The organism is Myxococcus qinghaiensis (genome assembly GCF_024198215.1).
Taxonomy (GTDB): domain Bacteria; phylum Myxococcota; class Myxococcia; order Myxococcales; family Myxococcaceae; genus Myxococcus; species Myxococcus qinghaiensis.
Window position 1 is genome coordinate 94,945 of sequence record NZ_JAKCFA010000007.1, and the last position, 19,380, is coordinate 114,324.

Annotated in this window: 19 protein-coding genes; 9 read left to right on the top strand and 10 right to left on the bottom strand. The window is 69.1% G+C overall.

Annotated features, from left to right (window positions below):
* Nucleotides 1-23: 23 nt before the first annotated feature.
* From LZ199_RS14355 to LZ199_RS14375, 5 genes are read right to left on the bottom strand one after another with little or no spacing between them, the layout of a single operon-like run.
* Nucleotides 24-491: a M67 family metallopeptidase gene (locus LZ199_RS14355; RefSeq protein ID WP_323389646.1), complete on the bottom strand. Its 468-nt coding sequence runs from the start codon at nt 489-491 to the stop codon at nt 24-26.
* Nucleotides 449-1,090: a ThiF family adenylyltransferase gene (locus tag LZ199_RS14360; protein ID WP_253994248.1), complete on the bottom strand. Its 642-nt coding sequence runs from the start codon at nt 1,088-1,090 to the stop codon at nt 449-451. Before LZ199_RS14360 ends, LZ199_RS14355 begins: the two co-directional genes overlap by 43 nt.
* Before the next feature lie 6 nt (nt 1,091-1,096).
* Nucleotides 1,097-1,369 (bottom strand): MoaD/ThiS family protein, encoded by a 273-nt coding sequence (locus tag LZ199_RS14365; RefSeq protein ID WP_253994249.1) that lies wholly within the window; start codon nt 1,367-1,369, stop codon nt 1,097-1,099.
* A gap of 3 nt (nt 1,370-1,372) precedes the next feature.
* Complete coding sequence (locus LZ199_RS14370) at nt 1,373-1,612, bottom strand: sulfurtransferase TusA family protein (RefSeq protein ID WP_253994250.1); 240 nt, start codon at nt 1,610-1,612, stop codon at nt 1,373-1,375.
* Nucleotides 1,613-1,658: 46 nt separating this feature from the next.
* The gene (locus tag LZ199_RS14375) at nt 1,659-2,426 is read right to left on the bottom strand and encodes a HesA/MoeB/ThiF family protein (protein WP_253994251.1); all 768 of its coding nucleotides are present in this window, start codon (nt 2,424-2,426) and stop codon (nt 1,659-1,661) included.
* A 99-nt stretch (nt 2,427-2,525) separates the two neighbouring features.
* Here LZ199_RS14375 and LZ199_RS14380 point away from each other — a divergent pair, with 99 nt between their 5' ends.
* From LZ199_RS14380 to LZ199_RS14395, 4 genes are all read left to right on the top strand, one after another.
* Nucleotides 2,526-3,074 carry a hypothetical protein gene (locus LZ199_RS14380; protein WP_253994252.1) on the top strand — a complete coding sequence of 183 codons (549 nt, stop codon included), beginning with the start codon at nt 2,526-2,528 and terminating at the stop codon, nt 3,072-3,074.
* A 97-nt stretch (nt 3,075-3,171) separates the two neighbouring features.
* Nucleotides 3,172-4,458 carry a sensor histidine kinase gene (locus LZ199_RS14385; RefSeq protein WP_253994253.1) on the top strand — a complete coding sequence of 429 codons (1,287 nt, stop codon included), beginning with the start codon at nt 3,172-3,174 and terminating at the stop codon, nt 4,456-4,458.
* Complete coding sequence (locus LZ199_RS14390) at nt 4,455-5,216, top strand: response regulator (RefSeq protein ID WP_253994254.1); 762 nt, start codon at nt 4,455-4,457, stop codon at nt 5,214-5,216. Before LZ199_RS14385 ends, LZ199_RS14390 begins: the two co-directional genes overlap by 4 nt.
* A gap of 134 nt (nt 5,217-5,350) precedes the next feature.
* The gene (locus LZ199_RS14395) at nt 5,351-5,908 is read left to right on the top strand and encodes a peptidoglycan-binding domain-containing protein (RefSeq protein WP_253994255.1); all 558 of its coding nucleotides are present in this window, start codon (nt 5,351-5,353) and stop codon (nt 5,906-5,908) included.
* Between the two features lie 66 nt (nt 5,909-5,974).
* Here the strand turns inward: LZ199_RS14395 and LZ199_RS14400 are convergent, their stop codons facing one another.
* On the bottom strand, nt 5,975-7,141 hold the full coding sequence (locus tag LZ199_RS14400) for a cellulase family glycosylhydrolase (protein WP_253994256.1): 1,167 nt from the start codon (nt 7,139-7,141) through the stop codon (nt 5,975-5,977).
* Between the two features lie 114 nt (nt 7,142-7,255).
* Between LZ199_RS14400 and LZ199_RS14405 the strand changes: the two genes are divergently transcribed.
* Both LZ199_RS14405 and LZ199_RS14410 read left to right on the top strand, forming a co-directional pair.
* Nucleotides 7,256-8,137: an ABC transporter ATP-binding protein gene (locus LZ199_RS14405; protein WP_253994257.1), complete on the top strand. Its 882-nt coding sequence runs from the start codon at nt 7,256-7,258 to the stop codon at nt 8,135-8,137.
* Between the two features lie 13 nt (nt 8,138-8,150).
* Nucleotides 8,151-11,756 carry an ABC transporter permease/M1 family aminopeptidase gene (locus tag LZ199_RS14410; protein ID WP_253994258.1) on the top strand — a complete coding sequence of 1,202 codons (3,606 nt, stop codon included), beginning with the start codon at nt 8,151-8,153 and terminating at the stop codon, nt 11,754-11,756.
* A gap of 21 nt (nt 11,757-11,777) precedes the next feature.
* Here LZ199_RS14410 and LZ199_RS14415 read toward each other — a convergent pair whose 3' ends face one another.
* The 4 genes from LZ199_RS14415 to LZ199_RS14430 form a co-directional block, all read right to left on the bottom strand.
* Nucleotides 11,778-12,308, bottom strand: a complete 531-nt coding sequence (locus tag LZ199_RS14415) for a DUF2378 family protein (RefSeq protein ID WP_253994259.1) — start codon at nt 12,306-12,308, stop codon at nt 11,778-11,780.
* A 114-nt stretch (nt 12,309-12,422) separates the two neighbouring features.
* The gene (locus tag LZ199_RS14420; RefSeq protein WP_253994260.1) at nt 12,423-12,845 is read right to left on the bottom strand and encodes a hypothetical protein; all 423 of its coding nucleotides are present in this window, start codon (nt 12,843-12,845) and stop codon (nt 12,423-12,425) included.
* Nucleotides 12,842-13,171, bottom strand: a complete 330-nt coding sequence (locus tag LZ199_RS14425; protein WP_253994261.1) for an ankyrin repeat domain-containing protein — start codon at nt 13,169-13,171, stop codon at nt 12,842-12,844. The genes LZ199_RS14420 and LZ199_RS14425 overlap by 4 nt, the downstream gene beginning before the upstream one ends.
* 75 nt (nt 13,172-13,246) lie before the next feature.
* The gene (locus tag LZ199_RS14430) at nt 13,247-14,119 is read right to left on the bottom strand and encodes an AraC family transcriptional regulator (RefSeq protein WP_253994262.1); all 873 of its coding nucleotides are present in this window, start codon (nt 14,117-14,119) and stop codon (nt 13,247-13,249) included.
* A gap of 179 nt (nt 14,120-14,298) precedes the next feature.
* On the opposite strand from LZ199_RS14430, the gene LZ199_RS14435 reads away from it, so the two are divergent.
* From LZ199_RS14435 to meaB, 3 genes are read left to right on the top strand one after another with little or no spacing between them, the layout of a single operon-like run.
* Nucleotides 14,299-16,188, top strand: coding sequence for a methylmalonyl-CoA mutase subunit beta (locus tag LZ199_RS14435; protein WP_253994263.1), 1,890 nt, complete (start codon nt 14,299-14,301; stop codon nt 16,186-16,188).
* Nucleotides 16,188-18,377, top strand: a complete 2,190-nt coding sequence (scpA, locus tag LZ199_RS14440; RefSeq protein ID WP_253994264.1) for a methylmalonyl-CoA mutase — start codon at nt 16,188-16,190, stop codon at nt 18,375-18,377. The genes LZ199_RS14435 and scpA overlap by 1 nt, the downstream gene beginning before the upstream one ends.
* The gene (meaB, locus tag LZ199_RS14445) at nt 18,374-19,357 is read left to right on the top strand and encodes a methylmalonyl Co-A mutase-associated GTPase MeaB (RefSeq protein WP_253994265.1); all 984 of its coding nucleotides are present in this window, start codon (nt 18,374-18,376) and stop codon (nt 19,355-19,357) included. Before scpA ends, meaB begins: the two co-directional genes overlap by 4 nt.
* The last annotated feature ends 23 nt before the right edge of the window (nt 19,358-19,380 follow it).

A 19,380-nucleotide genomic window follows, 5' to 3' on the forward strand; every position in this document is an offset into this window, starting at 1 on the left:
TTTTCGTTCTTGCAATGGTCTTTTCAGACCCGTTGCGTCTGAAAATCTCCATCGGCCCACCCATACTCGGACACCCAGGACACACAGCCCCGATGTACGGATGCGATGAGATAGGAAACTCCCGGTAGCAGCGGATGCCCGGCCGGGGCCGCCAGGGAGCGATCTTCCGCCGAAAAAGTGGGAGGTCCGTCTACATGGGAGTGGAACACCCCCTTCACCTGCTCGCCCCGTGAATCCGCCTGGAGGCACACCGCCAGCCAGTCCTCCGGAGCGAAGGCATAGGCGAGCGCGGGGCGCGGCGACACGTTGCGGAGGGGGCACACCCGCCAGGAGCCCATGTCTGGGGCGTGGAGGATCACTCCGCAGCCTTCCAGCGGGTAGCAGGACTCCAGGTGCTGGACGACTTCCCGGCGAACCGCTTCCGGCCAGCGTGGATCAGCCCAGGGGTTCACGGCGCGGGAGGCTCGGCTCGCGCGGCACATCGTGAGCATCGGCGCACGTCCATCTCCTCCAGGCCGCCCGGAGGCACCAGCCAGCGACCTCCGAGCGTCGGCCCCAGGCCCAGGCGGAGCCGCTGGAACACCATGGCGCCCACCGTTCCGAGCGCCACGCCCAGGGCTCCGTCTGGCGGCGGGCCCAGGTGCCGCACCGTCTCGCCGAAGCACCAGACGCACCCCTCCGCGCCCCGAAACACCACGCCAGCGCGGGCGCCATCGCCGCAGAGCGCCACCCAGGGGGCCTCTCCGCTCCAGGCCGTGGGCAGCTCCGCCAGCAGTCCCCCACTCCGCTCCGGGTTCGCCGCGTCCGGGTTGAGCGCGGACACCTCTCGGGCCAGCGTCGCCGCCATGGGCTGGCCGACGTCGGTGGCCGCCATGAGGAAGCCAGGGGCCCAGGGGCCCAGGGTGAGCGCGCCCACGCCGGCCACGGGTGTTCCGCCTCCCGCCAGGTACGCCGCCGCCGTCATCCCCGAAGCGCCGGTGGCGTCCACGCGCGCGGCTCCGGACAGGAGCGACTCCTGGCCGCGACCGCCCACCTCGCGCAGGAGGATCTGCCGGGAGTAGCGGAGGATTTGATCTTCACGCAGGGCCATGCGGCGTCACCCTCCCGCCATCGCGGGGATGAGGGTGAGGCGATCCGCGTCCTTCACCGGCGTGTCCAGCTCCCGCAAGGCGCGGATGTCCTCCTCGTTGAGGAAGACGTTGACGTAGCGCCGGACGGCGCCGCGGTCGTCCAGCAGTCGCGCGCCGATGCCGGGGTAGCGGGCGTCGAGGTCCGTCAGCACCTCGCGCACGGTGGCGCCGGAGGCACTGACCTCCGCCTGGTTGCGCGTCAGGGTCCGCATCGTCGAGGGAATCCGAATCGTCGCCATCACTCACCTTCCCTGCTTGCGGAGTACCAGTCGGTGCGTTCCATCCTCGCGCGGCTCGAGGGAGACGACTTCGTGCCCCTCCTCGCGCGCGCTGCGGGGAACGTTCTTCAGCGGCTCGGTGCCCCGGAGCAGCACTTCCAGCAGCGCCCCTGACTCCAGCACCTCCAGCCGCAGCTTGGTGCGCACGTAGGTCATCGGGCAGACCTCGCGGGTGATATCCAACGTCGCTGTCACCTCGCTCATGGCCGTGTCTCCGCGCTCGCCATGCCTGCGAGCACCGCGACGAGCCTCAGCGCGCGCATGCCGCGCCCTCCTCGGGAAACGTCGGAACGGCGGTGATGCGACAGCCCGGACAATCCTCCGCTCGCTCGACACGCGTGCGCCGTCCTAGCAGCGTGTTCCCATCCAGCACGTGCAGCGTCGCCTCGCCCGGCACCCGGCGCGCGGCGCCCGCGAGCAGCTCCAGCACCAGCAACGCCTGCACCGAGCCCACCAGCCCCGCCAACGAGCCGAGCACGCCCGCCTGTGCGCACGTGGGCACCGAGTCCGGAGGAGGCGGCGACTCGTAGAGACAGCGCAGACAGGGGCCCTGGGGCTCCACACGCATCGCCTGCCCCTGCATCCGCAGCACGCCGCCGTAGACGAGCGGCACGCCCGTGAGCACCGCCACATCCGAGAGGAAGAACTTCGTCGCCACGCCATCCGTGGCATCGATGACGGCGTCGTGCGCGCGGAACAGGCCCTCCACGTTGTCGGCGTCCACGCGCTCCGCGAGCACGTCCGTCGTCAACGCCGGGAAGGCCCGCAGGAGGCCCGCGGCCGCGGACTCGGCCTTGTTGCGCCCCACGTCCTCGGCGCGGTGCCAGAGCTGCCGGGGCAGGTTCGTCACGTCCACGCGGTCCGGATCCGCCAGCGTCAGGTGGCCGACACCCGCCTGTGCCAACGCCAACGAGGCCGGACAGCCGAGCCCGCCTGCTCCCACGACGAGCACCCGCGAGCGCTCGATGCGGGAGGCGTGAGGAATCCGGGGATGGTGGTGCTCTTCTGGTCCGTGCATCGGTTGCTGCTCCGCGAGGGCGGATCCGAATAACGTGCGGGACCCTGCGTCGCACCTGACAACAGTCGGGCGCAGGCGCCCTTTCCACAGCCAGGACATATGAGAAACCTGACCGGCGTGCTCGTCTTTTCCACCACCCTGCTGCTCGTCCACGGGTGCCACAAGAACACCGGCGAGGCCCAGGGCCCCGCGGACGCGTCGGCTCCCACCACCGTCCCCCAGAGCCCGCCCGAAGCAGCTCAGTTCCCCTCCGACAGCGGACAGGCGCTCCAGGAAGGCGCCCCCGTGGAGACCCAGAAGGCCGGCGTCGACTCCGGCACGCTCGCGTCGGACACGCCCGACGCGTCCACTCCCACCCAGGGCAGCCTCAAGGACTCCGGCACCTCCGACGCCACCAAGTCCTCCCAGGGCAACCTCAAGGAGACCAACACCCCGGAGGCGCACCGGGCCGCGCTCGAGTCCTGCGTGGACCGCTGGCTCAAGAAGCACGGCCTGGACTCCTTCGGCAACGCCGAGGGCACCATGTATGCGGGCGGCACGCCCCTCTTCGACGAGCGCACCGGCGAGTCCACGGACCGCATGGCCTACGTGTTCAGCCAGAAGCCGGAGGCCCGCAAGGTCTGCATGAAGGGCTCGGCCTCGAAGTAGACGCGGTGGTCCCGCATGCCTCCCCGCCCGCCGGGGAGGTGGGCGAAGCACCCCAGGGATTCCCGCACACCCGGCGGCTCCCGTAAGCTGCCCCCCAATGAATTCGAATCTCGCCCTCGGCGAGGAGACCCCGGCGGCCAATGACCTCCGCGCGCGAGTGCGCGAGGTCCTCCTGCGCCGCAAGCTGACGGACAGCGTCTCCACGGAGCAGGCCACCGCGTCCTGGGAACAGGACCGGTTCGTCGCCCGGGCCCGCGCCCTCTTCTACGCGCGAATGATGTTCCTCACGCTGGGACTGCTCATCCTGGCGGTGCCCACCTGGAGCGGCTACTTCGGTCTCACCGGAGCCTTCTCCTTCCTGGGCTACTTCACGATGCTGCTCTACAGCGTCGCGAACCTGCTCGTCATCGACCACCCCAAGGCCGGCCGGTGGGTGACGTACACCACGCTGTGCCTGGACCTCCTCATCCTCGTGGTCCTCATCGCCAAGCCCGCGGTGGGCGGCGGTCTGCAGAGCCCGCTGCTCGCCACGCAGCTGCTCTTCACCACCCTCTTCTCCATCCTCTACCCCAAGCCGCTCGCCATCCTGCCGCCGCTGCTGGCGCTGCCGATAACGACGCGCCTGGACCTGCTGCTCAACCGCTCCGTGACGGCGGTGGAGTTGCTCACGCTGCTCTGGTACCTGGCGCTCAACTTCATCATCGTCTACGTGCTCGTGTACCTGAACGAGCGCGAGGCCGCCGCGCACCGCGAAGTCGTCGCCCTCCAGGGCGACCTCAAGGAGCTGGCCGTGGTGGAGGAGCGCAACCGGCTGGCGCGCGAGATTCACGACGGCCTGGGCGCTTCGCTCTCGTCGATGATCATCCAGGCGGAGTACATCCTGAACCTCGCGCGCGAGGACGGCCTGCGCGAGGAGATTCGCGAGCTGAAGACCACCGCCGAGGAGTCCATCGAGGAGCTGCGCCGCAGCCTGCGGATGATGCACGAGGACTTCGAGCTGTCGCAGGGCCTGGAGGACTACGCCAAGACGTTCCAGGAGCGCACGGGCATGTCCATCCAGTTCGAGCGCACGGGCCTGCAGCGCAAGCTGTCCCCCGACGCGCAGCTCGCCCTGTTCCGAATCCTCCAGGAGTGCCTCTCCAACGCGGTAAAGCACGCCGAGGCGAAGCTCGTGCAGGTGAAGCTCGACTACGCGGAGGACCGCGTGCACCTCATCGTCCACGACAACGGCAAGGGCTTCGACCCTCAGCGCACGCCGCGCGGACACTACGGCCTGCTGAACATGCGCGAGCGCGCCATGAAGCTCGGCGGTCAGCTCATCGTGGATTCGTCACCGGGCTCGGGCGCCCAGGTGGCCTTCTCCCTCCCCTGCCCCCCGACATGACCGGAGCCCCCGTGGATGCCCCGCAGCCTCCTTCCACCCCCGCGCAGCCGCCCATCCGCGTCTTCGTCGTGGAAGACCAGACAAAGATCCTCAAGAACCAGCTCCGCCTCTTCGAGGGTCACCCGGAGATCGACATCGTCGGCACCGCGCTGTCCGGCGAGGCCGCGCTGGAGGAAGTCCCGCGCCTCATGCCCGACGTCCTCCTGTTGGACCTGGGCCTGCCGCGCATGAGCGGCATCGACGTGACGCGCGAAATCAAGGCCGTCTACCCGAAGATGGAGATCCTCATCTTCACCATCTTCGACGAGGAGGACAAAGTCCTCGAGGCCGTGAAGGCCGGGGCATCCGGTTACATGCTCAAGGGCTCGCCGGTCGACAAGATCATCGAGGCCATCAAGGAAGTCCGCGCCGGCGGCACCGTCATCCAGCCCAACCTCGCGCGCAGGCTCTTGCGTCACTTCCGCGTCGACCCGGACGCCGCCCCCGTCCCTTCCGAGCCCGCCTCCCCCCCGCCCGCGCCCGCGCCCGCGATGAACCCCTCTCCCGAGGAGCCCCCTCTCAAGCCGCTGTCGGACCGCGAGCGCGAAATCCTCCAGCTCATCGCCAAGGGCGTCTCCAACAGCGAGGCCGCCCGGCTCCTCACCCTCAGCAAGGCCACCATCCGCACCCACCTGGAGCACATCTACCGGAAGCTGGAGGTGACCAACCGCGTCGAGGCCGTCACCGAGGGCATCCGCAAGGGCCTCATTTCGGTGTGACGCGAGTTTTTCAAGCAAGCTCCAAAACCCGACATTCCCCGCTTTATCCCACCAAAGCCGCAACTCGCGGACATGGGCGCCGATAACCCTCTTGTACGAAGCCTTCCGCCTTCGGCGAGAGAAAGAGGCCCTCCATGCTCCAGGTCGGTACGCGCGGTTCGGATGTGACGCGGCTGCAGAAGACCCTGGCCAAGGCCGGTTACAACCCCGGCACGGCGGACGGAATCTTCGGTGCGAAGACGAAGGCGGCGGTGGCGGCGTACCAGCGCAAGCACGGGCTGGAGGCGGACGGAATCGTGGGCAACAACACGGGCCGCTCGCTCTTCAAGTCGCGCAACCAGGACATGTGGGACGGCAAGCCGGATGGCGCGAAGGGCCCCGGCGGCGTCCCCGGCAGCTTCCCGGTGAACGGCACCAACCGCCAGAAGCTCGACTTCGCGTCGAACCTGGCCCGGCAGATGGGGCTCACCATCACCTCGACGACGGGCGGCAAGCACACGCCGGGCTCGTACCACTACAAGGGCCGCGCCATCGACGTGGCGGGCAGCCCGGCGAAGATGGCCGAGTACTACACGCGCCTGGCGGGCACGAAGCCCACCGAGCTCTTCTATGACCCGAAGGGCGGCATCAAGAACGGCACGCCCATCGGCGCCATCGGTGGCCACGGCGACCACGTGCACGTCGCGTACTGAGTCCCGGCCCCACGCAGGACACTTCAGGCCCGGTGGGAGGACGACTCCCGACCGGGCCTTCGTGCATCAGGGCTTCGCCGCGCCTGCGGCCTCGACAACCAGGTCCGCGTAGCGGTTGGCCGGGTCCTCCGGCCGCGTGCCGTCGCGGAAGTAGAACGTGTGTTCGTCCCACGCGTCGGGCCGGGCGTCGTTGGCGAACATCCACAGCGCGCCGGCGCCCACGCCTGACTTGCGCATGCACTCCAGCCAGCCGCGATACAGCGCGCGGCGCTGAGACAAATCCAGGGCCCCTTCGTTGCGCAGGCCCAGCTCGCCCACGAACAGCGGCTTGCCCAGCCCCCGGGCGATGGCCGCGTGCTCGCGAATCCACCGCGCGCCCGCCTCGGCCATGTCCGCGTCGTCCAGGCCCCACGACTCCGGATAGAAGTGCACCGACGCGAAGTCGATGTACGGCGACGCGGTGTTGCGCGTGAAGCTGGAGCCGGGCGTGCGCAGCAGCGTCGTGCCCGCGCGAGCCCAGAAGGCGCCGTCGTAACCCTCCGACGACGGCTCGAAGCCCTCCTCTCCCGTGCCCACCTGGTGGCCCGGCGCGCGGGACTTCACCTCGCGCGCCACCTCATCCACCCACGCCCGCATGCGCGCGCCCTCCGCGTCCAGGCCCCGGCCGCGCGGCTCATTGAGCAGCTCCCACGCGAGCACCGCGGGATGGTCGCCATAGCGGATGCCATCCTCCGTGTTCACCCGCTCCAGCATCCGCGCGATGTGCTCCTTGTAGAGCGCCACGACGCCGGGGTCGGTGAAGAAGCGCGGGTCGCCCTGGATGGGAGAAGGCAGCCCCGCCCACGTCACGTACTGGCGCGTACCACCGTAGGCATCCCAGTAGTTGCCGAGCGTGAGCACCAGCCTGACGCCATGCACGCGCGCGCGGGCGAGCACCCGGTCCAGCCCTCGAAAGGCGACCTCGTCGTACTGAAGCGGCCCCACCTGGATGGTGCTGTCGCCCACCTTCTCCGGTGCTTCGTTGTGGCCGTTGGTCCGCAGCGCCACCGCGCCGAGCGCCGCCGCCTTGGCCAGCACCTCCTCGACGACGGGCGACTCATGCAGCCCGCGGCGCACGTCGCGCGCGGCTTCCTCCTGCAGGAAATAGGAGTTGAGCACCATGCTTCCCACCGGCAGACGCTCCAGGCGAAGGGGCTCGGCGCTCCCACAGTCGGCCGCCGTGGCTTCCAACATGACGGGCTCTCCCTCACCACACGCGCACACCAGGAGGACGGGCGCGAGACAGGGACTCCAGCGCGGCGAGAACATGGAGCGCATGGTAACGGATGGGCTAGGTTGATGCCCGACATGGAGCTCCGACTCGAAGGCGTGTCCAAGACGTATCCCAATGGAACGCGGGCGTTGCACGACGTCACCCTCACCATTCCGCGCGGCATGTTCGGACTGCTCGGCCCCAACGGTGCCGGAAAGTCGACGCTCATGCGCAGCATCGCCACGCTGCAGGACGTGGACGGCGGGACGATGACGTTCGACGGCATCGACGTGCGCCGCGACAAGGACAAGCTGCGCGACGTGCTGGGCTTCCTGCCCCAGGACTTCGGCGTGTACCCCAAGGTGACGGCCTGGGACATGCTGGACCACCTGGCGCAGCTCAAGGGCCTGTCGCAGCGCGGCCCGCGCCATGACGCGGTGAAGGCGCTGCTCACCAAGACGAACCTCTGGGAGCACCGCGACAGGCGCCTCGGCGGCTTCTCCGGCGGCATGAAGCAGCGCTTCGGCATCGCCCAGGCGCTGCTGGGAGACCCCAAGCTGCTCATCGTCGACGAGCCCACCGCGGGCCTGGACCCGGCCGAGCGCTTCCGCTTCCACAACCTGCTGGCCGAAATCAGCGCGGACGTCGTGGTGCTCCTGTCCACGCACATCGTCTCGGACGTGGCGGACCTCTGCCAGAACATGGCCATCCTCGCCCAGGGCAACGTCGTCACGAGCGGCCACCCGCTCCGGCTGGTGGACGCGCTGCAGGGGCGCGTGTGGAAGCGCTTCGTCACGAAGCAGGAGGAGCTGGACGCGCTGGCCAAGGAGCTGGAGGTCATCGCCGTCCGGCGTGTGGCGGGCCAGCGGCTGGTGCACGTCCACGCGGAGAGCGCACCGGCCGGCTTCGAGCCGGCGACTCCCGACCTGGAGGACGTCTACTTCCACGCGCTGTCACGCGCGTCGAAGAAGGCGTGAGCGAGGACACCCCATGTTCAGCGCTCTCGTGACTTTCGAATTGCGGCGCCGGGTCAAGATGATCTCGACCTGGGTCTACGCCGCCGTGCTGGCGGGCGCCGGCGGCCTGTTGATGATGGCCAGCGGCGGAGTCTTCCGCAGCGTCTCCGCCAGCTCCGGCTCCGAGCGGGTCCTGGCCAACAGCCCGCACAACCTCCTGGGCTACACCACCACCATCGCCCTCTTCGGCCTCTTCATGGTCGCGGCCATCTTCGGCCAGGCCGCGCACCAGGACTTCGGCCACGGGACGTGGATGCTCATCTTCACGAAGAACGTGAAGAAGGCGCCGTACCTGCTCGGCCGCTTCCTGGGCGCGTACCTCTTCAGCGCCACGCTGATGCTGGCCATCGTTCCGGGCCTGCTCGTGGGCGCGGGCGTCGTGTGGCTGGTCGACAAGACGCAGCTCGTGCCACACCAGACGATGGCGTACGTGTGGCCGTACCTGGTGGGCGTGTGGCCCACGCTGTTCTTCGCGGGGACGGTGTTCTTCTCGCTGGCCGCGCTCACGCGCCGCATGGCCCCGGTGTACGTGGGCATGGTGGTGCTGGTGTTGGGCTACCTGGTCATCAGCTCCGCCATGTCGGACGTGGCCAACCAGGAGCTCGGCTCGATTCTGGACCCGTTCGGGTTCACCACCATCGAGACCGTGACGCGGTACTGGACGCCCGCGGAGCGCAACCAGGACTTGATTCCGTTTTCCGGCTGGCTGCTCATCAACCGGCTCTTGTGGAGCGCCGTGGGCGCGGCGCTGCTGGGCGTCACCGTGGCGCGCTTCCGGACCACCGTGGAGGAGCACAGCGGCGCTCGCCCCGCGGCGCGTGAAGAGGCCCCGTCCGTGGCCGTGGCCATCCCCACCACGCGGGCCGAGCCCACGTTTGGAAGCTGGGTGCGCACCGCGCTGTCCTCCGCGTGGCTGGCGTTCCGCGACGTGCTGCGCTCTCCGGTGTACTGGTCCTTCGTCGTCGCGGGCCTGGCCTTCGTGACCATCGCCTCGCTCATCTCCAAGCAGCTCTTCGGCACCGCCACCCTGCCCGTGACGTGGCAGGCGCTGGAGACGACCACGTCCGCCTTCCACCCCTTCGTGCTCATCACCCTGACGTTCTACGCGGGGGAGCTGGTGTGGAAGGAGCGGGACGCCGGCCTGGGCGACATCGTCGACGCGACGCGGGCCCCGACGTGGGTCGGCTACTCCTCGAAGTTCGGGGCGCTGCTGCTGGTGGTGCTGTCACTCAAGGCCGTCGTCGCGCTCGCGACGGTCATCTCCCAGGTGAGCCGGGGCTTCTTCGACATCGAGTGGTGGCTGTACTTCACGGACATCCTGCTGCTCGACTTCACGCACAACATCCTCCTGTGCGTGCTGGCCTTCTTCGCGCAGGTGCTCATCCACCAGAAGTACGTGGCGTACCTGGTGATGGTGCTCTACTTCGCCTCGCAGGCCGCGCTGGGGCTCTTCGGCATCGAGGAGCCGCTGGTGCGCTATGGCGCGGAGCCGTCCGCGCCCTACTCGGACCTGAACGGCTATGGCCACTTCCTGGCCGCCGTCGCGTGGCACCGCCTGTACTGGTACGGCCTGGCCACGCTCATGGTGGCCGCGGGCGCGCTGCTCGTCGTCCGGGGACGCGGGACGGCCTGGAAGGAGCGGCTCGCCGAGGCGCGGGCCCGCCGCACCCGGGCATGGACGGTGACGGCCACTGTCGCCGTGCTCGTGTTCGTGGGGACCGGCGCGTTCATCACCTACAACACGCGCTTCCTCAACCCCTACGTCACCGCGAAGGACAGCGAGCGCGCGACGGCCCGCTACGAGAAGGAGTACAAGTCCTTCGCCGCCCTGCCCCACCCGCGCGTCACCGCGGTGGACGTCACCTTCCACATCCACCCGGAAGAGCGACGCATGGAGGCGCTGGGCACCTATCGCGTGCGCAACAAGACGGAGCAGCCCATCTCCAAGGTGCTCCTGTCGCTGCCCCGTGACGCACGCGTGCGCAAGCTGTCCCTGGCGGGCGTCGACCGGCCCGCGAGCCACGACGAGCCGCTCGGCCTCTTCGTCTTCGAGCTGCCCACGCCGCTGACGCCCGGCAACGAGGCGGACCTCGTCTTCGACCTGGAGTTCGCGCCGAGCGGCATGAAGCATGGCGCGACACGCACGGACATCGTCGAGAACGGCACGTTCTTCAACAGCGACAACCTCCCCACCCTTGGCTACCAGGAAGACGCGGAGCTGGTGGAGGACGGTGACCGCAAGGAGTACGGGCTCGCGACGAAGGAGCGCCTGCCGGACCGGGATGACCCGAAGGCCAAGGCGAACAACTACATCACCCCGGACGCGGACTTCGTCAGCTTCCAGGCGACGGTGAGCACCTCGCCGGATCAGCTCGCCATCGCTCCCGGCTACCTGGAGAAGGAGTGGACCGAGGGAGGTCGTCGCTTCTTCCGCTACAAGATGGACCAGCCCATCCTCAAGTTCTACTCGGTGCTGTCCGCGCGCTACGCGGTGGCGCGGGACACGTGGAAGAACGTGGCGCTGGAGATCTACCACCACCCCAAGCACGTCTATAACCTGGACCGGATGATGCGGGGGATGAAGGACGCGCTGGAGTACTGCACGGAGAACTTCGGGCCGTACCAGCACCGGCAGGCTCGCATCCTGGAGTTCCCCCGCTACGGGGCCTTCGCGCAGTCCTTCCCCAACACGATTCCGTACTCGGAATCGATTGGCTTCATCGCCCGCGTGCGCGACGGCAGCCCCGATGACGTGGACTATCCGTACTACGTCACCGCGCACGAGATTGCCCACCAATGGTGGGCCCATCAGGTGGTGGGCGCGCGCGCGCAGGGCAGCACGATGACGTCGGAGACGATGTCCCAGTACACCGCGCTGATGGTGATGAAGCACCGCTTCGGCGCGACGAAGATGAAGCGCTTCCTCAAGTTCGAGCTGGACGGCTACCTGATGGGCCGCGCGCTGGAGCGGAAGAAGGAGCTGCCGCTGTCCCGGGTGGAGAACCAGCTGTACATCCACTACCAGAAGGGCAGCCTCGCCATGTACGCGCTGCAGGACTTCATCGGCGAGGAGCGCGTCAACCGCGCCATGAAGCGCTACGTGGAGAAGGTCCGCTTCCAGGGACCACCGTACACGGGCTCCACGGAGCTGGTGGGCTTCCTGCGCGAGGAGACGCCGCCGGAGTATCAGTACCTCCTGGAAGACCTCTTCGAGACCATCACCCTCTACGACAACCGCGCGGTGTCCGCGACGATGCGGCAGAACGCCCAGGGGACGTGGGACGTCACGCTCAAGGTCATCGCGAAGAAGTTCCGCAGCGACGACAAGGGCAACCAGACGGAGCTGGAGTTCTCCGACTGGATGGACGTGGGCGCGCTCGACAGCAACGGCGAGGCGCTGTTCCTGGAGAAGCGCAAGGTGGGCAAGGGGGAATCGGAGCTCACCTTCACCGTGCCGGTGCAGCCGGCGGAGGTCGGCGTGGATCCCCTCAACAAGCTCATCGACCGCCAGTCACAGGACAACGTGACGGAGCCCAAGGTGGGCGCGGCGGTCGCGATGGGGAGCCCCACCCAGCCCTGAGCAACCCGTCTGACGAGGGCTTCACCAGCGGATGCGCAGGTCGAAGCCCTCGTTCTCATACCGCTCGACATTCACCGTGACGCTCAGGGCGCCCGCCTGCTTCAGGGCGCCCTCGCACGTGCCGGCGGCGGCCTCCGCGGGGAACGGGTACCCGCGGAATTTCACCCGATAGTCCTGGGGCGCCAGCAGCTGGGTCTGGATGTCCACCGGCTCGAACACGGAGCTGAAGCTGAGCGCCACGCGCCTCATCGCCCGCTCCGGGCCGGCCACCTTGAGGGCCATGCCCACCACGCGGCCCACCAGCGTTTCGAAGTACTGGCGGAGCAAGTCCCGTCCCAACGTCCGCTGCGCCTGCTGCAGCGGGAGTCCCCCGTACGTCGTGCGCAACACCACCCCCTGGCAGGCGATGAACACGGAGCTGGGGTAGCTGGCCCGAGGCTTGTCCACGTCGTAGCCGGCGGCGAGGAACTCGGCGCGCATGGCCGCATCGGGATTCGCGCAGCGGACCAGCGACTCGAACAACGTGGACTGGACTTTGACCTCGGTCGGCATGTGGGACGACACCCTAGGGGAGCTGCGTCATCCGGTCATGACGCGGTGATCCAAGAAGGGGTTGGAGCTCCGCCCTACCCGCGTCCGATGACAGCGAGGCCCCCCGCAGCCGCACTACGAGTCCACGCGCTCCTGGACCTCGAAGCCCCCCGCGGTGACGACGTGCTTGTCCTCCACCACGAGCTTCGCGGCGCGCAACGTCCCTCGGACCTCCAGTGCGTAATCGTTGGCCTGCACCTGGACGTGCATGGCCTCCAGGTTGCCGCCGATGATGACCGGGCCCTGGGACTTGAGTGACTCGCAGGTGAAGTCACCGCCGACGAAGAGCGAGCGGCCCTGGAGGTTCTCGACGGGGCCCCTCACCGTCAGGTTTCCCGTCACCATCAGCGAGTTCACCGGCAGCTTGCCTTCGACCTCCAGGTTGCCGTGGTGGACGTAGCTCGCCTTGGAGACCTTCTTCACCTTCTTGTCCTTGGGGGCTTCCGCGACGGCCGCCTGGATGAGCCCGATGCCCGCGAAGACGAGGTCCGGGTTCATCGCGGCCTGCGGTGCAGCGGCGTGTCGTAGTGGTATGGCGCGAGGAGGTCGGCGCCATACTCTCGCAGGAGCTGGAGGAGTTCTACGTTGTTCTGGGTGACGGCGAGCAGCACCGGCGTGTGGTGGTTCTGGTCGACGAAGTCCAGGCTCACGCCCGCGGCGAGCATCTGGCGAATCTTCCCGAGCGTCACCTCGTTCTCCGCGCGCTCCTTGCCCAAGCGCTCATCGAAGCTGTCCGCTTCGTAGACCTGGACATGGTCCTCGAGGTGTTTATGGCTCTGGACTTGCCTGATGAGTTTGGTCAGCGCGTACTGCTGTTCCGTCATGGTGCGTGGCCTCGAAGCTTCGCGAATCCATCGCGTGACCCGAGCGCGAATGCAACCCCGGACACGGCTCGCGCCTCAGTCCGCGCGCGTTCCACCCAGCGAGGGCAGTTGCCGACGGAGGAACTCGCCAGGAGGGCCTCCGGTGAATTGCCGGAAGTCGCGGATGAGGTGGGCCTGGTCGAAGTAGCCCTGCTCCAACGCGAGGCGGGCCCAGCTCTCCGCCGCGCCCGACTTCAGCACCTGGATGACGCGGTCGAAGCGGATGAGCCGCGCGAGCAGCTTGGGCGTCAGGCCCAGCTCCTGACCGCAGCGCGCGATGACGTGCTTCTGACTGAAGCCCAGCTCCCGGGCCAGCTCGCCAATCTCCACCTGACCGCCACTGGCGCGCAGCCGCTGCCACGTCCAGGTGATGACGGGCGACACCTCGCGCGCCGCGAGGATGCGCGAGAGGAGGAGCTGATCCACCAGCGCGAAGCGGGCCTCCCAGGACGGAGCCTCCACCAGTCGCTCCGTCAACAACGGCGCCTCCGCGCCGAGCACCGACTCCAGTCCGACGACCTGCCGCGCGAGGTGATGCAGCGGCATTCCGAAGAACAGGCGCGCCCCCACGGGCGTGAAGTTCACCTGCATGCCGTTCATCGAACCCGACGTCTCGGTGACGGAGTACGTGTCATCCAGTCCCGCGACGAAGCCAACCGGATGTCGCCCGAGGGGCCGCCCTGTTCGAGGGTCGACGATGCGCAGCGGAGGTCCGAAGTCGATGATGAGCACGACTTGCGGCGCGGGGAGCTCGCGACGACGCACCGGGCCAGGGGTGGACTCGCGATAGCCGCAGTAGTTGTGGACGTGCTCGCGCAGTCGGGCGTCGGGCGTGCCGTCCACCAGCTCCCAACCGCCCTGCTCGGAGGCCTGCCGGACCACTCGAGCATGGGGGCTTTGCGTGGTCATGCGGCACCCTCCGAAGACACGCCTTGTTGACGCCTTAGCATGGCCTCCGGTGCCAATAAGGGACTTCAGGTGCCCGCCAACAAGACCCGGGCTCACCTCGCCATTGCCGCGGCCCGTTTTTGCGCCTATGGGACGGGAACGGCCCGTCCCACGGTGCCACTCCCCTGCGAGGACACAGCATGTCGCAAGTGCCTCTTCACATCGCCACCGAGTTCCCGGCTCGCTCGCTCGAAGAGTGGCGCCGGTTGGTGGACAAGGACCTGAAGGGAAAGCCCTTCACGTCGCTCCAGTCACCGCTGGATGGCGGACTGACGCTTCAGCCCCTCTACGCTTCCCAGGATGCCGCGCCGCCGCCGCCCCCGGGCGTCGCGCCGTACGTGCGAGGCACGCAGGCCCTGGGCCACACCGAGGGTGGATGGCTGGTGTGCCAGGAGTACGCCGAGCCCGACATCGCCATCGCCGCCGAGGCCATCCGCAATGACCTGGAGCGCGGCACGCTGGCGGTCTGGCTCTGCCTGGGCCCCACTCGCGGCATCCCCGTGAAGGACGAGGCCACGATGGAGCGGCTCTTGTCCTCCGTGCTCCTGGCCCGCACTCCCGTACACATGGAGTCCGAGTCGGCGCCCGTCTCCATGGCGTCCCTGCTGCTGGGCGTCGCCACGAAGGCCGGTGTTTCGCACCAGGCGCTGAGCGGCTCGCTGGGCATCGACCCGCTGGGCATCCTCGCTCGCACCGGCGCGCTGCCGGGTGGCGTCGACGGGACGTTCACCGAGGCCGCGCCGCTCGTCACGTCGCTGCGCGAGAGCGCACCGGAGCTGCGCGCGCTGCTCGTCTCGACGCGGGCGTACTCGGACGCGGGCGCCACGTCGGTGCATGAGCTGGCATGGGCCATCGCCACGGGCGTCGAGTACCTGCGCGGGATGGAGCGCGCGGGCGTGTCTCCGGACGTCGCGGCGCGCTCGGTGCAGTTCGCGCTGTCCGTCGGCGGACAGTTCTTCCCGGAGATTGCAAAGCTGCGCGCCGCGCGGCTGCTCTGGGCCAAGGTCGTCGCCGCGTCAGGCGGTTCCCCCGAGGCGCAGGCCATGCGGCTGCACGCGCGCACCGCGAGCGCCACGAAGACGCAGCGCGACCCCTGGGTGAACATCCTGCGCGGCACGGCCGAGTCCTTCGCCGCCGTCGTCGCGGGCGCGGACAGCATCAGCACGTCGCCCTTCGACGAGCCCCTGGGTCCTCCCGACGAGGGCGCGCGCAGGCTGGCGCGCAACACGCAGCTCATCCTGCGCGACGAGTCCAGCCTCAACCGCGTCGCGGACCCCGCGGGCGGCAGCTACTACCTGGAGCAGCTCACCACCGAAATCGCGCGCGCGGCCTGGACGGAGCTGCAGCGAATCGAGGGACTGGGCGGCATGGAGAAGGCGCTTGCTCAAGGCGATATCGCCCGCGTGCTCACGGAGACGCGCGCGGCGCGGGACAAGGCCGTGCGCACGCGCAAGCAGCCCATCGTCGGCGTGAGTGAGTTCCCCTTCCTGGGGGAGACGCCCGTGAAGCGCGAGGCCCGCAAGGCCCCTGGCACCCAGGCGAGCGCGGAGGCGAGCAAGAGCGTGGGCCTCAAGCCCTCTCGCCTCTCGGAGCCCTTCGAGCTGCTGCGCGACGCGAGTGATCGCACGCTCGCGGCGAAGGGCCAGCGCCCCGCCGCGTTCCTCGCGAGCCTGGGCGCGGTGGCGGAGCACACGACGCGGTCCATGTGGGTGGTCAACGCGCTGGCCGCGGGAGGCATCGAGTCGAGAGAGAAGCACGGCTTCGCCGACCCGGCCGCCGCCGTGGCCGCCTTCGTCGAGTCCGGCACATCCCTCGCGGTCATCTCCGGACCCGACGCGATGTATCCGGAGTGGGTGCCCGCGCTGACCCGCCAGCTCAAGGCCAAGGGCGCGCGAGTGGTCGCCGTGGCGGGTCGTCCTGGTGACAACGAGGCCGCGTTCCGCGCGGCTGGTGTGGACCTCTTCATCTACGCGGGAGCGGACCTGTTCTCGCTCCTGTCCTCGCTGCACGCGCAGCTCGGAGTGGCCTGATGCGCACCCACGTCCCGAACTTCTCCGGCATCGACTTCGACGCTCCCGAGACGCAGCCTCCTGCTCCCGCGCTCGACGCGCAGGGCAGCCAGGCGGACACCAGCCGGCGCGATGCCGAACGCTGGGACACGCCCGAGGGCATCCCCGTCAAGCCCGTGTACACGCGCGAGGACCTGGCGGACGTCGAGCACCTGGGCTCACTGCCGGGCCTGCCGCCCTTCGTGCGCGGTCCCTACTCCACCATGTACGTGCAGCAGCCGTGGACGGTGCGCCAGTACGCGGGCTTCTCCACGGCCGAGGCGTCCAACGCCTTCTACCGACGCAACCTCGCGGCCGGTCAGAAGGGTCTGTCGATTGCTTTCGACCTCGCGACGCACCGGGGCTACGACAGCGACCATCCGCGCGTCGCGGGCGACGTGGGCATGGCGGGCGTGGCCATCGACTCCATCAAGGACATGCGCATCCTGTTCGACCGCATCCCGCTCGACCAGATGAGCGTGTCGATGACGATGAACGGCGCGGTGCTGCCCATCCTCGCGCTCTACGTCGTCGCGGCCGAGGAGCAGGGCGTCAAGCCCGAGCAACTCAGCGGGACCATCCAGAACGACATCCTCAAGGAGTTCATGGTCCGCAACACGTACATCTACCCGCCGGGCCCGTCGATGCGCATCATCGGCGACATCTTCCGCTTCACCGCCGAGAAGATGCCGCGCTTCAACAGCATCAGCATCAGCGGCTACCACATGCAGGAGGCGGGAGCGACGCAGGACCTGGAGCTGGGCTACACGCTCGCGGACGGCGTGGAGTACGTGCGCGCGGGTCTGGCGGCGGGCCTGGGAGTGGATGCCTTCGCGCCCCGGCTGTCGTTCTTCTGGGCCATCGGCATGAACTTCTTCATGGAGGTGGCGAAGATGCGCGCGGCCCGGATGATCTGGGCCAAGCTCATCAAGGGCTTCAGCCCCAAGAGCGACAAGAGCCTGGCGCTGCGCACCCACTCGCAGACCTCCGGCTGGAGCCTCACCGCGCAGGACGTCTACAACAACGTGGTGCGCACGTGCGTGGAGGCCATGGCCGCCACCCAGGGCCACACGCAGAGCCTGCACACCAACTCGCTCGACGAGGCGATTGCTCTTCCCACCGACTTCAGCGCGCGCATCGCTCGCAACACCCAGCTCTATCTCCAGTTGGAGAGCGGGACGACGCGCGTCATCGACCCGTGGGGCGGCAGCTACTACGTGGAGCGGCTCACCCACGAGCTGGCGCAGAAGGCCTGGGGCCACATCCAGGAGGTCGAGGCGCTGGGTGGCATGACGAAGGCGATTGAAGCAGGCCTGCCCAAGCTGCGCATCGAGGAGGCCGCGGCCCGCACGCAGGCGCGCATCGACTCCGGCCGTCAGGCCATCATCGGCGTGAACAAGTACCCGCCCGAGCGTCCGGACAACATCGAGATCCTCAAGGTGGACAACTCCGCGGTGCGCGAGGCGCAGATTGCCCGGCTCAAGGAACTGCGCGCGGAGCGCAACGCGGAGGAAGTGCGGCGGCGGCTGGACGCGCTGACGGAGGCGGGCCGGCGCAACGAGGGGAATCTGCTGGCGCTGGCCATCGACGCGGCGCGGGCGAAGGCCACGGTGGGGGAAATCAGCGACTCGCTCGAGAAGGTCTTCGGGCGCTACGAGGCCACGGTGCGAAGCGTGTCCGGCGTGTATTCGAGCGAGGCAGGCAAGGACTCCCAGGGCATCCTCCAGGCGCGCGCCGCGGCGGACGCGTTCCTCGCGCGGTTCGGCCGTCGGCCGCGCATCCTCATCGCGAAGATGGGGCAGGACGGGCATGACCGGGGACAGAAGGTCATCGCCACGGCCTTCGCGGACCTGGGCTTCGACGTGGACATCGGCCCGCTGTTCCAGACGCCGGAGGAGTCCGCGCGCCAGGCCGTGGAGAATGACGTGCACGTGGTGGGCGCCAGCTCCCTGGCCGCCGGCCACCTCACGCTGGTGCCGCAGCTCAAGCGCGCCCTGGCCGACCTGGGCCGCGAGGACATCATGGTCGTCGTCGGTGGCGTCATCCCGGCGCAGGACTACGACGAGCTGCGGGCCGCGGGCGCCGCCGCCATCTTCGGCCCGGGCACCGTCATCTCGAAGGCCGCGGTGGAGCTGCTGGAGAAGCTCTCGGCGGCGCAGGAGGAGGCGTGAAGCTGCTGACGGCGGAGGCCTATGTGGAAGGCGTCCGCTCGGGCGACCGGGCCGTGCTGGCTCGCGCCATCACCCTGGTGGAGAGCGGGCATCCGCGCCACCAGTCGCTCGCCCAGGAAGTGCTCACGCGTCTGCTCCCTCACACGGGGGGCAGCCGACGCGTGGGCATCAGCGGCGTACCCGGCGTGGGCAAGAGCACGTTCATCGACGCGCTGGGCATGCACCTGGTGGGCGCGGGGCACCGGGTCGCGGTGCTCGCCATCGACCCGTCGAGCACCATCTCCGGAGGCAGCATCCTCGGCGACAAGACGCGCATGGCCCGCCTGTCGCGCGAGACGGCCGCCTATATCCGTCCCAGTCCTTCCAGCGGCACGCTGGGCGGCGTGGCCCGCAAGACGCGCGAGACGCTGCTCCTGTGCGAGGCCGCGGGCTTCGACGTGGTGCTGGTGGAGACGGTGGGCGTGGGCCAGTCGGAGACGGTGGTCGCCGACATGGTGGACTTCTACCTGGTGCTGATGCTCGCGGGCGCGGGCGATGAGCTCCAGGGCATCAAGCGCGGCATCCTGGAGGTGGCGGACATGCTCGCCATCAACAAGGCGGACGGGGACAACAAGCCCCGGGCCGAGCGCGCCCGCGCCGAGTACCGCGCCGCGCTGCACCTGATGCGCCCGGGCAACGAGCCCGTGGTGACGACGTGCAGCGCGATGGAGGGCACGGGCATCGATGCGCTGTGGACCTCGCTGGAGGCCCAGGTGGCCAGACGCGTGGCATCGGGAGCAATGGAGCAGCGCCGGCACGCGCAGCAGGTGGGCTGGATGTGGTCCATGGTGCAGGACGGCCTGCGGGCGGCCCTGCATGCGAACCCCATGGTGGCCGCCCTGGTGCCGCAGCTGGAGAACGACGTGCGCGAGGGCCGCGCCACGGCGACCTCCGCCGCACTGCGCGTCCTGGGGGCATTCCTCCCAGAATCGAGGGCTTGACAGTCCGCGTCGAGCCTCGGCGG